The organism is Lactococcus protaetiae (assembly GCF_006965445.1).
In the GTDB taxonomy this organism is placed as follows: Bacteria; Bacillota; Bacilli; order Lactobacillales; family Streptococcaceae; genus Lactococcus; species Lactococcus protaetiae.
This window is the reverse complement of record NZ_CP041356.1, coordinates 631,355-645,199: the sequence shown is the minus strand read 5'-3', so window position 1 is coordinate 645,199 and position 13,845 is coordinate 631,355. Positions and strand designations below refer to the sequence as shown.

The window sequence follows — 13,845 nt, the reverse complement described above, 5'->3', positions numbered from 1 at the left end:
ATTGTCGAAGTGCTACAGGCATGAACGCAACACCAGACTTATAGAATGACCTCATATCGAAGGTGTGAGGTTATGCAGTGACAGAATTCATTTTGTATTGACTTGAGCGTTTACTTGAGTTGGCAATCCCCAAAGTTTAATGAAACCAACTGCAGCAGCTTGGTCAAATTCATCCGCAGCAGTATAAGTCGCCAATTTTTCATCATAAAGTGAGTTAGAGGACTTACGACCAATAGGTGTCGCAGAGCCTTTGTATAATTTAACTTTTACCACACCATTAACTACTTTCTGAGTTTCATCAAGATAAGCAATCAAAGCTTTTGTCGCTGGATTAAACCATAAACCATTATAAATCAAGTTAGATAACTCGTTTTCAATAACTGACTTAAAATGTGATAATTCACGAACAAACGTTAAATCTTCTAAATCTTTATGCGCTTTTAACAGTGTAATTGCACCTGGACACTCATAAAATTCACGTGATTTAATCCCAACCAATCGGTTTTCAATATGGTCAATCCGCCCAATTCCATGTTTTCCTGCAATAATATTCACTTCTTTTATAATTTCATGCAATGGCATATTTTTGTCATTGAGCGCAACAGGAAGTCCTTCTTTAAATTCAATCTCGATAAATTCTGCTTCATTTGGTGCATCTTCAATAGAATTCGTCATGAAAAAAGCATCTTCTGGACAGGTATTCCAAGGATTTTCAAGCACACCTGCTTCAATTGCACGACCCCACAAATTCATATCAATAGAATAAGGATTATCCAAATCAGCTGGAATAGGCACACCGTTTTGGTTCGCATATTCTATTTCTTCTTCACGCGCCCAGTGCCATTCACGGACAGGTGCAATCACCTCAAGTTCTGGCGCTAATGAATGAATAGCCACTTCAAAACGAACTTGATCATTTCCCTTACCCGTACAACCGTGTGCAATCGCTGTCGCCCCCGTCTCCTTTGCAACTTCAACCAATTTTTCAGCAATCAGAGGACGACTCAAGGCAGAAACCAATGGATATTTATTTTCATACATCAAATTTCCTTTAAGCGCTGCACCAACAAAAGTTTCAGCAAATTCTGACTTACAATCTATAACTACAGATTCCACAGCCCCAACTTGGAGTGCTTTATCGTGGATAAAGGTTAAATCTTTTCCTTCACCAACATCCATACAAGCTGCAATAACATCAAATCCTTTGTCACTCAGCCATTTTACCGCAACACTTGTATCCAAACCACCTGAGTAGGCTAAAACAACTTTTTTATTCCCCATCTTCTCATCTTCTTTCAAAATTAATATAAATACGATTATATGGCATATTTATTCATTTGTCAAGATTTTTGTATAAATATACGCTTTTATTTTTATCAAAACAAGCGCATGCTATCTCCGCTTTACGGCTCCGCTGTCGATGCTCGCTATGCCATTAAAGTGGCTTAGTGAAATCGACAGCGGAGCAAAGCGGGAGATAGAGCGAATGGATAACGAAGTGAAACGGAGGTGTGACCTCATATCGAAGATGTGAAGTTGTATCTTAAATTCAGTTGTGAGTTGCCCTTTTATCAGTCGCTTCAGCGACTAGAGAAAATGGACAAATGTTTTAGGAAACTCCCGCTGAATAAGTCTTGACTTCATATTTTCTTATCTCGTATTGCTTTAAGAAGCGAATCAACTATGGTATAATATAATTAAATAAAGGAGTGGAGCCATGGCAGAGTGGTAATGCACTGGACTCGAAATCCAGCGAACCGTGATAAGCGGCGCAGGGGTTCAAATCCCCTTGACTCCTTATGTGATGGGTTTTATGAATAATTCCTATCTCATATGAGTTACCAAGTCTCCAACTTTCCATATAGTAACAATTCTTCGATAACCATACTTACTCCTTTTCCTCCTGTTGTTTACCCTCAACAGGAGGTTTTTTTGTTTAAACTTAACTAATCTCATTTATTTTTCCCCTAGATTATCTTCCCATAATAATGAAATCAGCTCAGTGTCCACTTGTCATCTTGATTCCCAAAATACCTATGATAAGAAATCCAACAAAAACCCATGTAAGTGCTGGTATTTCATCTTTAAATAATAAAACACCGACTATAATTGTCCCTACAGCACCAATTCCTGTCCATAGCGGATAAGCTAATCCTAAAGGGAGTTTCTTTAACGCAAGGGCTAGAAAAATAAAACTCGCAAACATTCCCAGTACAGTCATAACAGAAAACTTTATACTGGAAAAACCTTCACTTAATTTTATTGTGGTTGCCCATACTACTTCAAAAATACCCGCTAATAATAAGTATAACCATGTCATTTTTTCTTCCTCCATATAAGAAAAAGCGACTATTTGCATTTCTTCCAAGACCTACTGAAATGCAAATAATCGCTTTTACGATTTACTCCCGGTGGAGTTATTATTTATTTCCTATTATTCTAGCACATTTTATCTAAAATATCTAATCGCTATTTATTCAGCTCGTTCGTAAGACAAAGAATTAGACAAATATAGTATTTATGTCCATTTTCGTGTATAATAAGTTTCATGAAAAAATTGACAAAAAAACGAATACGGCAATGGTTAATTGGAATTTTCGCTCTACTTATCATCGCTGATATCGGAGCAACTTTATATTTCTACCGAGTAGCTTGTGTAAGAAACGATAATCCTATCAGTCAGGTCAAAACGACGAGTCCCAACTATGCTCTAGTTAAAAACTTTAATATGTTACCCAAAACAACTGTGACGATTAAGAATGATAAACTAAAACTTGATGCTTGGTATGTGCCTGCCAATAAAGTCACTGACAAAACTGTCATCGTTGTTCATGGATTTCGGCAAGACAAGTCAGCAATGCGTCAGTATGGCGAACTTTTTCATCAGTTAGGTTATAATGTCTTAATGCCCGATAATCGAGGAGCTGGACAATCACAAGGAGAGTTTATCAGCTTTGGATTTCACGATAAATATGATGTTATTGCATGGGCAAACTATCTAACAAATAAAAATCCTCAAAGCGAAATTACTCTCTACGGTCTATCAATGGGCGCTTCTACTGTTATGATGGCCTCTGGTGAAAAAACACTACCTAAAACAGTCAAAAGTATCATCGAAGACTGTGGTTATGACAATGCTTGGGACGAGATTACTTATCAAGGAAAAGTTGGATACAATGTCCCAGCATTTCCCCTTGTTTATAGCGTTTCCCTCGAAAGTAAGATACGTCAAGGATGGTTCTTCCAAGAGGCTAGTGCTACAAAAGCTTTAGCTAAAGACAAACTTCCTATCTTATTCATTCACGGAAGTAAAGACACTTATGTCCCTACTCGCATGGTTTATGATAATTATAAAGCAGTCAAAAGTAATGTTCCTAAAGCATTACTTATTGTAAAAGGAGCCGCTCACGCCAAATCCTTTGAAACGAATCCAACTTTATATCGCTCAACTGTCTCTAAATTTATGAACAAATACAATCCTGTCAGTACTGGCCAATAAGGCAATATAGCTGTCAGTAACTTTCCACTTTATTCTTGACAGTTTATATCAAAAATGGTACTATATTAAAGTACTGTTTTGCGGTGGTGGCGGAATTGGCAGACGCGCAGGATTAAGGATCCTGTGACCGCTTTAGGTCGTGAGGGTTCAAGTCCCTCCCACCGCACTCGGATGACTCGGCTAAGGCTGAGTTTTTTATTCCCTTTTTTATGATAAAATAAGAGAGTGTTGAAAACTTTTATTTTTAACGAAAATTCCAAATGAGGTAAGATTCCCATGATGAATATGCAAAACGCCAATTAGCTAATCGGTAAGTATGTTTATCTATTCAATCCCCTCTTTATAGCAATTTATGAAGTAAAATATTAATTCTATAATAACCAAAAGGATTAGTTTTGGTCAAAACTTGGTCAAATCATCTTCCATCATTATATGAAGTTCCGATTTTGAAAAATAAACAATAAATTTATAAAAAACTTACTTACAAAAAGCTAATTTTCGTAAGTAAGTTTTTTATTTTTGTAAGTTGTTAGACCTATTCAACACTACCAGTAAGTAATGACAGAAAACGAGAATAAGCTTTCCGATAATCTTGGATAATTTTTATAAAAACATCATCCATTGGATAGAGTGTATTACCTGTTGGAACTTTTTTAGTTTCATTAATCAAACCAAAATATTTTTTTCCAGTTGGAACTTTTCTCATTTCTAATTTTTCAGCTGGTTCAGAAAATCTGTTCGTTTTAACTTTTCCAGAACCATAAACATTTCTCTCTGAATCTGAATACACATCAAAATCCCCAATAACATCCACACCATACTTATTATTAAGATAAACCATTACTAAATCATGAGCAATTTGTTCGTTAGAAATCATTTTATTCCTCATTCTCCCTTGAAAGTCCAATTTTAAAGCTAGAAACGAATTTTCGAAGCTCAGCTTGTGCTTTGTTCATTTGCTTAATTGATTTTTCAATATTTTTGATTTCTTGTTTATTTTCTTTAATATCGAGTTCATTAAGTCTGAAGTTCAAGGAGTTGATACTCTCTTGAATTGAGTTCAGTGTTTTTTCTGCTAAAGCAATATCTTTTCTCTTATTAGCTAATATTTCCTTGATGACAACTTCTATTTTAGCAGTCTGGATAAGATTCTCTTCGGGTGTTGTCAAAAGTTTTGAAATTGTTACAGCTGAGGTAGTTAAGCCTCCGCCTGCTAATCCAAGAATTGCACCGCCTCCAGCAATGATGCTTGTACCTCCAAGCATTCCCGCACCACCAGTCACGATTGCACCACCACCAATATAGGCTAATGTTGCATTTGTCAAGGCAACTCCAGATAGTCCTGTGAATTCACTTCCAAATAATGAAGCTGCAATTGCTGGAGCAAAAAATGTTGCCGTTCCAGCCGTAAGTGCAGTTATGAGAGAGGTAACAAGAAGTGAAATGATGATTTTTTCCTTCGTTCCTTTCATTCGGCTAATGGATTTTTTATAAGTTTTTTTGTATCTCTTTAACAAATCCGAATCTGAATGTTTTTGAGAGTAAACAATAAAATCTAACCATTCAGATTTCTTATAATTCACTTTTTTAAATTTCTTAATTTCTTCTTTTTCTGAATTTAAAGGATAATATGGAACAAAAAGGACAACTTCAAGGAGAACTAAATCATACCAGATGCTATTTGGCTCACCTAAAAACTCAGCTTCTATCTGTTTATTAAGTTCTGAAACATCTGTATACCAACTAATTTCAGGACTTTGAAGGGAGATACTTTTGAAAAAATCTGAAATTCCAGCTTCCCAGTCTAACAGCCAGTTTATTTTAAGAGATTTTATTTTATCATCTTTTTCAATTTTGATGTCTGCTTCAACTTTTAATTTTTCGAAATTATATAGAATCTCAGTTTGCTTAGTAGAGAGTTGAAAATTTTTTATAATATCTTGATTAGTCATGGTTTTCTCCTTATTTCAGTATATTTTTTAGCCAATTTGGGACTTTAGGAAGTGTTGAGGAAGTACTTGATAGCGGTGAAATCATACTCATAATAGAGGTTATGGTAATACCAGCAGCTACAGCAGCTCCAATCATAGAAATTTTGTCTTTTATTTCAGTATTTTCATGTGCTTCCCTTGAAAATTGTGAATTCTCATCATCAAAAATAACATTAAGAACCTGAGGAAGAAGAACATTTTCTTTATTTTTTTCAACTTCGTATTCTAGGACTGCTCGAATTGCAATATACTGTGTAAGATTCATTCTTGTACGATTATTTTCTAAATTACTAATCGTTTGTTTGGTAACACCAATTTTTTTACTCAAATCTTCTGCAGTCCACTTTGCAATTTTTCGAATAGATTGTAAGTTTTCTTGTAAATATTGAATTTGTGGAGGATTATTATTCATGGATACCTCTTTCTGTTAGTATAGTAACACAAAAAAACTTTTATTGCAACAAGATATTATTTTTTTGCTCGGTATAAAATATTTGACAAATTTATAAAAAAATTAAAAAGATATTGATACCTTGAATACACTCACAACTAAAAATACTACTGATATTGCAAATATTAAAGATACGGTTACAAGTAATGCTAATAAATAGGTCGAATGACTACTTAATAAAATTGGAATATGTCCATCTATTAAGTGGACATTTTTCTATACATTTGATAAACTTAATTGAAGAGAGGTCAAAATAATGAAAAAATTAAGTGTTCGATTAGCTCAGAGTACTAAAAATGATATTAACGACTTAAAACAAATCTTAGAAGAGGAAAATCACGGTGACCGACAATTCACTAATGGAGATGTTGTTAATCAAGCATACCGAGATATTGAAACATTCAACGATTGGGAAAAAGTTATTTCAGAATATAAGAGCAATACTCAAAAAGGCTTTATTCCAAAAGAAGAACCAGAATTAAAAACAAACCTAACATTAAGCGATGATGCCTATAACGGTTTCCAAAAAATAAAAGTAGAGTTAAGCAAATATATAGAGGGACGAGTATATATATCTTTTGTTATAAAAATGATAGTACGCGCCTCTAGGTTAATGAGGCAAAAATAAATTAAATCGAGAGATAGCTTCTCTCTTTTTTTGTGCTTTTAATCTCGTACCTTGACAAGAGGGACAAAAGAAAGGAAAAGTCTTTAATTGATATTTATGAATGTTAATTTTAGATTGTGGTACAAACCAATGCCTAAAGTTCGTAAGTTAAATAGAAACTCTGAAAATCCAGAAGTACAAAAATCAATCAATATAGTTGAAATGTACGGAATACTCATTTTTGTGGTTTCCATGCTCTTACAATTTCTGCTTATTCCAAAAAATATTTTCCCTATTATTCAACCCTTATTGCTTTTGTTGAAATCTTTCTTAACAGTTATTATCGTAATCGTTTTAATTATTACATCAATAATAATGACAATAGACTGGCTAAAATCCGCAAAAAGTCCGATTCGTTGGATTCGAATAAAACACCAGTTAAAACTCTTTGCAGATGAATTTGTTCCTGATGGTGTAGAAATACGATACATCGTTAACATAAACTACAAGAAATCTACTGATAAGTTGAGGATTATTTTTTACTCTAACGGTTATCTTGAGGAAAACGAGCCCGCCCGTATTGGTCGCAAACTTTCTGAAAGATTCAATATTCCTTTAAGAAGCTGGATAGAAGATGACGAAGTCGCTGGACACTATGTCTTTGAACTTAGTTACAGAAAACCAGTACGAAGGGAGATTGATTTTGACATTTAAACTCTCTGATGAATTAGATATTGACGACTTTCACGTCTATCTTACTGGAGCTAGTGGGGTAGGCAAGGCAGCCCTGACATATCTTCGAATCCTGACCTCAGCTCGTGACATTTTCATTATACAAAATGATGGATATAAAAATTTGAGAGTCATAGATCCAAAAGGTGGGTCATTATTTAGCCTCCGTCATTCAGTTCCAAACAATGGTTCTGAAACATTTGCAAACTCTCCTGAGAGTGCATTAGTCTTACTTAACGATTTCTATGAAGAAATTACACGACGAGGAAAGCTCCTCGATAATGCAAGTCTAAGACTTGACGCAGATTATCATACGTTAGGATTCCCCCGTGCTGGTTATTCTTTGATGAATATATCGACCTCATTGAGCAAGCTAAAATAATAGATAAGAAGATTGCTAACGAGATAACCAGTCTGCTCGTACGTTGCATTACTAAAGGTAGGCAACTTGGCTGTTTTTTATGGATAACGGCAATGCGTGCGGATACGGCTTACCTTCCTGGTCTTATACGTTCCACCATGATTAATATTGCACTTGCCACTGAGGGGAGAGAGATAGACCCAGAAAATGCACGCATGATGTTCGAAACAACAGATTTACAAAAGCCACCACCTCATACTAAATATTATGGTTATGCCAAGGGAGAATCAGGAAAACCAACCTTATTCCTCACTCCTAAACTTGCAGACGGTGTAAATATTCGTAAAACGCTTGCTCACTATATGAAAGGGGAATATTTATGAAACAATTAACGTTACTCTTCGAGGATGACGGGTAGCGTTCAAATCATAAGCAATGACATAAAGCGCCTGCAAAGATGGCTTGATTCAGGCTATTGTCACTCACCTGAACGTGTAAAAGGTGGATATCGTGTAACCGTCTCTAATAATTGGAATTACCGTTCCACGTTTAGAAAAAAGAAAATCTAATTGTATCAATAATCTGAACAAGAAAACTGAAAAGTGAATTTGGTGGGCTGTGGAGGTTTCCTCCGACAGTCCGCTGAATTCATGGCTTGGTTTTCTGGTGTGGATTAAATTGATATGCTTAGATTTTCCAATAACTAATGATTTATGTCCAAGACCTGAATGACAATAAAAGCTGAGAAAGGAACCTGCTATGTCATCACAAACACTTGCTGTTATTGGTATCAGCAATAAAAAAGAAAAAGGTTGGCTGAAATTAGCCACTCTTAATGGTACTTCTTGGTCTGATCTTGGAGCACATTATGACAAAATTAAATTCGGTGGTATTTTTAATGAAGCTGGTATTTATGAGATTGATTTCGAAAATACTGCAGAATTCGGTGCAATGGCTGCTTACACAGTCACCACAGCAAACAAAATTGCATCCTTTTCAGAACTTGTTGCTCTAGCATTATCCGAAGAGTAACCGTCTGTATAATACAGGCACGGCTTGACCGTGTAGGAGCGGAGCGGGTTTTATTGCGTTGGTTTACTTGGCGAACAAGAGAAATCTGGTTCGTCAAAATAAACTAATGGATAGCACCCAATCCCCTCCTGCACGGACTGCGTGCAATTTTTAGAAAGTAAAAACAATGACAGAAAACAGCGACAATCGGGCTACTTCTAATAGCCCGATAACTATACATGAAATGTCCCCCAATGAACAATCTTATTCTAAATTTCAAGAGGAAGTTTCTTTCAAATATGGATTTGTTGGTTTAAAACTTGATAAGTTGAGCCTGACAGCACGAATTGACGAAGAGCTTCATAACCAAATTTTAACTGGTGAATTCAAGCTTTATGATATTTTTGGGATAAAAGAACCAAATCTAACACCAAACGGAGAGCTTGCAAGCTATAAAGGACAATTTTTCTATAACGAGAAAGAAAATTGGTATGTGGAATATACCCCGATTTCTTCAATTAAAATGAACAAACGTCCACTTAAAATTGAGTTTACTCCTTCAAAAGTATCAAAAGAGCACTTTTTAACTGTGTTCAATTTACTTCTTCCACATTTATCCGATATAGCTTGTAGTACATTCCACTTAGCCTATGACTTTGAACGTGATTTATCAACATTAAAAGTCAATTGGCCTAAGGCAATGTATCGTCCTATCTATAAAGGTATAAAGCTTGAAACCATGGACTTTGGTGCTCCTAAGGGCAATTATCACATCACAAATTACAACAAACTAAAAGAACGAGCAGACCAAGGAGACTCTGCTGAAATTGAAATTTATCAGCAGTATGAAAATCTCTGGAGAATTGAATATAAATTTTATAACGAAGGTAACATTAAAAAAGAGCTAAAAAACGGGTTACCTTTCCTAGCTAAAATTCCTGTATTTATTGAAAACTTAGAGGGTTTAGAATTTCAAAATCTCGGGGTTAATGAAAAAATTGCACTTTTTGCAATGAAAAATAAGCCCGAATTATTTGCTGGTTCAGATAATAGAACAATTAGGAAATATAAAAAGCTTGCTGAAAGCATTGCCGAAGTGAACCTCAATGTATTCTTTCAAAATGCGTTAGACTATACAGAAGTTTTTAATCAAGAACCTACTAGGGTAAACTTCTTTGATTTTATTAAAAATCTTTTGACTGGACAAATTCCACAAATTGAAAAAGAGCTATCAACTCGTACTTTGGACGGTCAGAGTGATAACTCAATTATTGAGTAACCCCAAAAGGTTACTCCTTCATTATAGCATGATTCATGCAGAAGGAGAAAAATGATTCAAAATATTACTAAATCTGATATTATGATTTTAACTGGATATTCAAAAACACAGGCACAAAACATCTTAAGAAAAGCCAAGGCTTCTATGGTTTCTGAGGGATTTGTTTGGTATTCTAACAAACGTGTTTCACGTGTTCCGATTCAGGCTGTAGAAGCTATTCTCGGCTACAAATTGGACACAGAAAATGTTATAATTGATGATGTATCTGCTGGTACAATGTTATGACAGTTTCTAAATATGGGAAAGGCCTTTGGAAAATTGATGTCTCCGATGGATATGATGAGCTAACAGGCGAACGTAAAAGAATTCGTAAAACTGGTTTCACTTCTAAAAAGCAAGCCGAGGAATATGAAGCTCACATCAAACTTTTTGAATTACGTGAATTAAAGCCTAAGCAGAAAATTTCTATTGACTATCTTTATTCATTGGTTAAAATAGAAGATGAAATCCGTGGAAACTCACAATCTACCAAAGATACACAAGATTCATATTATCGTATTTACGTTTCAAAGTTCTTTGCTAAAGCAAATATGCGAACTTTAACCATACTTGATATTAAAAAATTTCGTGAATGGCTTCAGAAACAACCTAGCGTTAAGGGTGGTAAGCTTACTAACAAGAATATCAATCGTCAAATGATATTTTTACATAAACTGTTTGATATTTCTATTTTACACCAGATTCGCTCTGATAATCCGTGCCAACTTAAAGCATTACCTGAAAAGCACGTTGAAATGAAATACTATACACCCGAACAGTTCAAACACTTCATATCTCTCATTGACCCAATAGACGAATTTCGATATAAGTTATTCTTTGAGATTTTGATGTTTACTGGTGCTCGAAGTGGTGAAGCTCTAGCTTTAACTTGGGAGGTAGTAAATCTTGACGAAGGTTATATCAATATCAAAAGCTCTGCTCATTATCGCAAAAAGAAAGTAACTATTGGGGCAACAAAAACAACGCAGTCTGTTCGAATGATTCATATCCATAAATCATTTGTTGATGAGTTGAGAGCTTGGAAAACTAAGCAGTTTAAACTTCTTGAAAAGTATGTTGATAAACCCGAAACACTTCAAATTTATCAGACTACTCCTGAAATTGTTACACATCCACAAATCACAGGCTTTAGACATGATAAACTTAAAAAGCGTATGCCTGATGATTTAACGTTAATTAGAAATCATGATTTCCGACATTCTCACGCTGCTTTTTTAATCAGCCAAGGTCTGAGAAATGGAGAAGGAAAAGATTATCTATTTTTTACGCTAATGAAACGGCTTGGGCACTCTTCCATCACTACAACTGTAAATACTTACAGCCATCTCTTTCCATCGCAACAAAAGGAAATTGCAAACGCATTTGACGACTTTTAAAAATAAAGTGGTCAAAATTGGTCAAATTGTTAAATAAAAAAGGCTGAAAAGCCGTATAAATAAAGGAAATAGGTACACTACCATGATGAATATGCAATCCATGATGAAGCAAGCTCAAAAGTTACAAAAACAAATGCAAGCTTCTCAAGAAGAAATCGCCAATACTACTTTCGTTGGTAAATCAGCTCAAGAACTTGTTGTCGCTGAATTCTCTGGCGATAAAGTACTGAAGACGCTCAATATTAAAGCAGATGTAATTGACCCTGAGGACCCTGAAACTTTGCAAGATATGGTAACTGATGCAGTCAATGACGCACTCTCACAAATCGAAAAAGTAACTGAGCAAAAACTCGGAAAATTTACTAAAGGCTTGCCTTTTTAACCAAGCAAGTGCCTGCTTATCCACCACCTCTATAAGGTGTTGGGATAAGCAGTACTATCTCCGCTTCGCTACGCTGTCCATTCGCTCTAAATCGCTGAAGCGATAAGGCGAAATGGCAAGTTTTGCTTTCGCTCTACTGCCCTAGGGTCTTGTCACTTCAGGGACAGGGTGACCTCATATCTTTGATGTGGGGCTCCTAACATCAGTGGGAGAGAAGGAATCTCCCACTGATGAAGTAATTACTTCAATCTGATAAACTTTAATAAAAAAACTACTCATTGAGAATGGGTAGTTTTCTTATTGACTTCCCCAAAAATATGATAAAAGCTGTCAGTATACTGACAGCTTCTTGCTTGGATAAAAAATATTATTTTGTATATTCTTCGACAAGAGTGACAACTTCTTCCAAAGTTGCACATTCTGTCAAAGCTTTATTAGACAATTCTTCCATTTTCTTAGAGTCCAAACGTTTCATCAATGAACGTGTTTGAAGCACAGAAGTTGCTGACATTGAGAATTCATCAAGTCCCATACCCATAAGAAGTGGTACCGCTGTTTGGTCACCTGCCATCTCACCACACATACCAGCCCATTTGCCTTCAGCGTGAGCCGCTTTGATAACATTGTTAATCAAACGAAGAATAGATGGGTTATAAGGTTGGTAAAGATATGACACTTGTTCATTCATACGGTCTGCAGCCATCGTGTATTGGATGAGGTCGTTTGTACCAATTGAGAAGAAGTCAACTTCTTTTGCAAATTGGTCTGCAAGCATTGCTGCTGCTGGAATTTCAATCATAATTCCTACTTCAATGCCGTCTGCAACCGGAACACCTTCAGCAATCAACTTAGCTTTTTCTTCATCATAAATTTTCTTAGCTGCACGGAATTCAGTCACAAGCGCAACCATCGGGAACATGATACGAAGTTTTCCATGCACAGAAGCACGAAGCAAAGCACGAAGTTGAGTACGGAACATCCCGTCACCAGCTGTTGAAAGGCTAATACGAAGTGCACGCCATCCAAGGAATGGGTTCATTTCTTTTGGCAAGTCGAAGTAAGGCAAAGTTTTATCTCCACCGATGTCCATTGTACGAACAACGACTGGTTTACCATTCATGCCTTCAAGCACTGCCTTATATGCATTATATTGGTCTTCTTCTGTTGGGAAATCTTGTGCATCCATATACAAGAATTCTGTACGATAAAGTCCAATTGCTTCTGCACCATTATCATTAACACCTTCAACGTCTTTTGGAGTACCAATATTTGCAGCAAGTTCAAAATGACGTCCATCTGCTGTTACAGTTTCAGCATCTTTAAGTGCTGCCCATTCAGCTTTTTGAGCCGCATAAGCTTCGCCAGCTTTGTGGAATTCACCTTGTTGTTCAGGAGTTGGATCAAGAATAACTTCACCAGTCAAGCCTGAAACAGCCAATAACTGACCTTCAGATACAAGTTCAGTAATGTTATTTGTACCAAGAACAGCTGGGATTTCAAGTGTACGCGCCATGATGGCTGAGTGAGAAGTACGTCCACCAATGTTTGTAACAAAAGCTTTAACGAATCTCTTATCAAGTTGAGCTGTATCTGATGGCGTCAGGTCTTCAGCAACGATGATAACTTCTTCATTAATCAAAGCTGGATTAGGCAGATTTACTCCTAAAAGATGAGCTAAAACGCGTTTTGTCACATCCTTGATATCAGCTGCACGTTCTTGCATATAAGCATTATCTTCCATGCCTTCAAAGATTGCGATAAACATATCTGTCACTTCTTTGAGGGCAGCTTCAGCATTTACAGATTTAGAATTAATTGTCGCTTTGATTTGTGCAGTCATATCTGGATCTGAGAGAACCATCATATGTGCATCAAATACGGCTGCGGCTTCTTCTCCAAGGCTTTCTACTGCTTTGTCCTTAATGAGTTGAAGCTCGCTTTGCGACGTAGCAAGTGCTGCATCAAGGCGAGCTTCTTCATTAGCTGTATCAGTGATTGTCTTTGTCTCAAAAGACAAATCTGGTTGGACAAGCAAGTATGCCTTAGCTACTGCTACACCTGATGATGCAGCGATACCTTTAAGCATAGTTGTCATG

Annotated in this window: 16 protein-coding genes and 2 tRNA genes; 12 read left to right on the top strand and 6 right to left on the bottom strand. The window is 36.0% G+C overall.

The window, feature by feature from the left end; genetic code table 11:
- Positions 1-87: 87 nt before the first annotated feature.
- Entirely contained in the window at positions 88-1,281 is a 1,194-nt protein-coding gene (locus FLP15_RS03335; protein ID WP_142765992.1) for an argininosuccinate synthase, read from the bottom strand.
- 430 nt (positions 1,282-1,711) lie between these two features.
- Here FLP15_RS03335 and FLP15_RS03330 point away from each other — a divergent pair.
- Positions 1,712-1,798: transfer RNA gene (locus FLP15_RS03330), tRNA-Ser, on the top strand.
- Positions 1,799-1,999: 201 nt separating this feature from the next.
- Here the strand turns inward: FLP15_RS03330 and FLP15_RS03325 are convergent.
- A complete protein-coding gene (locus FLP15_RS03325) occupies positions 2,000-2,320 on the bottom strand; it encodes a DMT family transporter (protein WP_142767414.1) in 321 nt (106 codons plus the stop codon).
- 228 nt (positions 2,321-2,548) lie between these two features.
- Here FLP15_RS03325 and FLP15_RS03320 point away from each other — a divergent pair, with 228 nt between their 5' ends.
- Positions 2,549-3,499, top strand: coding sequence for an alpha/beta hydrolase (locus FLP15_RS03320; RefSeq protein ID WP_142765991.1), 951 nt, complete (start codon positions 2,549-2,551; stop codon positions 3,497-3,499).
- Between the two features lie 80 nt (positions 3,500-3,579).
- Positions 3,580-3,665, top strand: a tRNA-Leu gene (locus FLP15_RS03315).
- 369 nt (positions 3,666-4,034) lie between these two features.
- Here FLP15_RS03315 and FLP15_RS03310 read toward each other — a convergent pair.
- The 3 genes from FLP15_RS03310 to FLP15_RS03300 are packed head-to-tail and all read right to left on the bottom strand — an operon-like array spanning position 4,035 to position 5,902.
- Positions 4,035-4,376 (bottom strand): hypothetical protein, encoded by a 342-nt coding sequence (locus FLP15_RS03310; protein ID WP_142765990.1) that lies wholly within the window; start codon positions 4,374-4,376, stop codon positions 4,035-4,037.
- Position 4,377: 1 nt separating this feature from the next.
- Positions 4,378-5,451 (bottom strand): coiled-coil domain-containing protein, encoded by a 1,074-nt coding sequence (locus FLP15_RS03305; RefSeq protein WP_142765989.1) that lies wholly within the window; start codon positions 5,449-5,451, stop codon positions 4,378-4,380.
- Positions 5,452-5,461: 10 nt separating this feature from the next.
- Complete coding sequence (locus FLP15_RS03300) at positions 5,462-5,902, bottom strand: helix-turn-helix transcriptional regulator (RefSeq protein WP_142765988.1); 441 nt, start codon at positions 5,900-5,902, stop codon at positions 5,462-5,464.
- Positions 5,903-6,197: 295 nt separating this feature from the next.
- Here FLP15_RS03300 and FLP15_RS03295 point away from each other — a divergent pair, with 295 nt between their 5' ends.
- From FLP15_RS03295 to FLP15_RS03255, 9 genes are all read left to right on the top strand, one after another.
- Positions 6,198-6,569: a hypothetical protein gene (locus FLP15_RS03295; protein WP_142765987.1), complete on the top strand. Its 372-nt coding sequence runs from the start codon at positions 6,198-6,200 to the stop codon at positions 6,567-6,569.
- A gap of 129 nt (positions 6,570-6,698) precedes the next feature.
- On the top strand, positions 6,699-7,262 hold the full coding sequence (locus FLP15_RS03290; RefSeq protein ID WP_142765986.1) for a hypothetical protein: 564 nt from the start codon (positions 6,699-6,701) through the stop codon (positions 7,260-7,262).
- Positions 7,252-7,662 carry a hypothetical protein gene (locus tag FLP15_RS03285; protein WP_142765985.1) on the top strand — a complete coding sequence of 137 codons (411 nt, stop codon included), beginning with the start codon at positions 7,252-7,254 and terminating at the stop codon, positions 7,660-7,662. Before FLP15_RS03290 ends, FLP15_RS03285 begins: the two co-directional genes overlap by 11 nt.
- A gap of 137 nt (positions 7,663-7,799) precedes the next feature.
- Positions 7,800-8,024: a hypothetical protein gene (locus FLP15_RS03280; protein ID WP_223804714.1), complete on the top strand. Its 225-nt coding sequence runs from the start codon at positions 7,800-7,802 to the stop codon at positions 8,022-8,024.
- Positions 8,025-8,400: 376 nt separating this feature from the next.
- The gene (locus FLP15_RS03275; RefSeq protein WP_223804713.1) at positions 8,401-8,673 is read left to right on the top strand and encodes a hypothetical protein; all 273 of its coding nucleotides are present in this window, start codon (positions 8,401-8,403) and stop codon (positions 8,671-8,673) included.
- Positions 8,674-8,839: 166 nt separating this feature from the next.
- Positions 8,840-9,931 (top strand): replication initiation protein, encoded by a 1,092-nt coding sequence (locus FLP15_RS03270; protein ID WP_223804712.1) that lies wholly within the window; start codon positions 8,840-8,842, stop codon positions 9,929-9,931.
- 51 nt (positions 9,932-9,982) lie between these two features.
- Complete coding sequence (locus FLP15_RS03265) at positions 9,983-10,216, top strand: DUF3173 family protein (RefSeq protein WP_142765983.1); 234 nt, start codon at positions 9,983-9,985, stop codon at positions 10,214-10,216.
- Positions 10,213-11,367, top strand: coding sequence for a site-specific integrase (locus FLP15_RS03260; protein ID WP_142765982.1), 1,155 nt, complete (start codon positions 10,213-10,215; stop codon positions 11,365-11,367). Before FLP15_RS03265 ends, FLP15_RS03260 begins: the two co-directional genes overlap by 4 nt.
- Before the next feature lie 82 nt (positions 11,368-11,449).
- Positions 11,450-11,749: a YbaB/EbfC family nucleoid-associated protein gene (locus FLP15_RS03255; RefSeq protein WP_142765981.1), complete on the top strand. Its 300-nt coding sequence runs from the start codon at positions 11,450-11,452 to the stop codon at positions 11,747-11,749.
- A gap of 367 nt (positions 11,750-12,116) precedes the next feature.
- On the opposite strand, the gene ptsP is transcribed toward FLP15_RS03255, so the two are convergent.
- Positions 12,117-13,844 carry a phosphoenolpyruvate--protein phosphotransferase gene (ptsP, locus tag FLP15_RS03250; protein ID WP_142765980.1) on the bottom strand — a complete coding sequence of 576 codons (1,728 nt, stop codon included), beginning with the start codon at positions 13,842-13,844 and terminating at the stop codon, positions 12,117-12,119.
- Position 13,845 lies beyond the last annotated feature (1 nt).

Coding starts and splice junctions, on each gene's coding strand:
- FLP15_RS03335 (WP_142765992.1), bottom strand. CDS start 1,281: ATGGGGAATAAAAAAGTTGTTTTAGCCTACTCAGGTGGTTTGGATACA.
- FLP15_RS03325 (WP_142767414.1), bottom strand. CDS start 2,320: ATGACATGGTTATACTTATTATTAGCGGGTATTTTTGAAGTAGTATGG.
- FLP15_RS03320 (WP_142765991.1), top strand. CDS start 2,549: ATGAAAAAATTGACAAAAAAACGAATACGGCAATGGTTAATTGGAATT.
- FLP15_RS03310 (WP_142765990.1), bottom strand. CDS start 4,376: ATGATTTCTAACGAACAAATTGCTCATGATTTAGTAATGGTTTATCTT.
- FLP15_RS03305 (WP_142765989.1), bottom strand. CDS start 5,451: ATGACTAATCAAGATATTATAAAAAATTTTCAACTCTCTACTAAGCAA.
- FLP15_RS03300 (WP_142765988.1), bottom strand. CDS start 5,902: ATGAATAATAATCCTCCACAAATTCAATATTTACAAGAAAACTTACAA.
- FLP15_RS03295 (WP_142765987.1), top strand. CDS start 6,198: ATGAAAAAATTAAGTGTTCGATTAGCTCAGAGTACTAAAAATGATATT.
- FLP15_RS03290 (WP_142765986.1), top strand. CDS start 6,699: ATGCCTAAAGTTCGTAAGTTAAATAGAAACTCTGAAAATCCAGAAGTA.
- FLP15_RS03280 (WP_223804714.1), top strand. CDS start 7,800: ATGATTAATATTGCACTTGCCACTGAGGGGAGAGAGATAGACCCAGAA.
- FLP15_RS03275 (WP_223804713.1), top strand. CDS start 8,401: ATGTCATCACAAACACTTGCTGTTATTGGTATCAGCAATAAAAAAGAA.
- FLP15_RS03270 (WP_223804712.1), top strand. CDS start 8,840: ATGACAGAAAACAGCGACAATCGGGCTACTTCTAATAGCCCGATAACT.
- FLP15_RS03265 (WP_142765983.1), top strand. CDS start 9,983: ATGATTCAAAATATTACTAAATCTGATATTATGATTTTAACTGGATAT.
- FLP15_RS03260 (WP_142765982.1), top strand. CDS start 10,213: ATGACAGTTTCTAAATATGGGAAAGGCCTTTGGAAAATTGATGTCTCC.
- FLP15_RS03255 (WP_142765981.1), top strand. CDS start 11,450: ATGATGAATATGCAATCCATGATGAAGCAAGCTCAAAAGTTACAAAAA.
- ptsP (WP_142765980.1), bottom strand. CDS start 13,844: ATGACAACTATGCTTAAAGGTATCGCTGCATCATCAGGTGTAGCAGTA.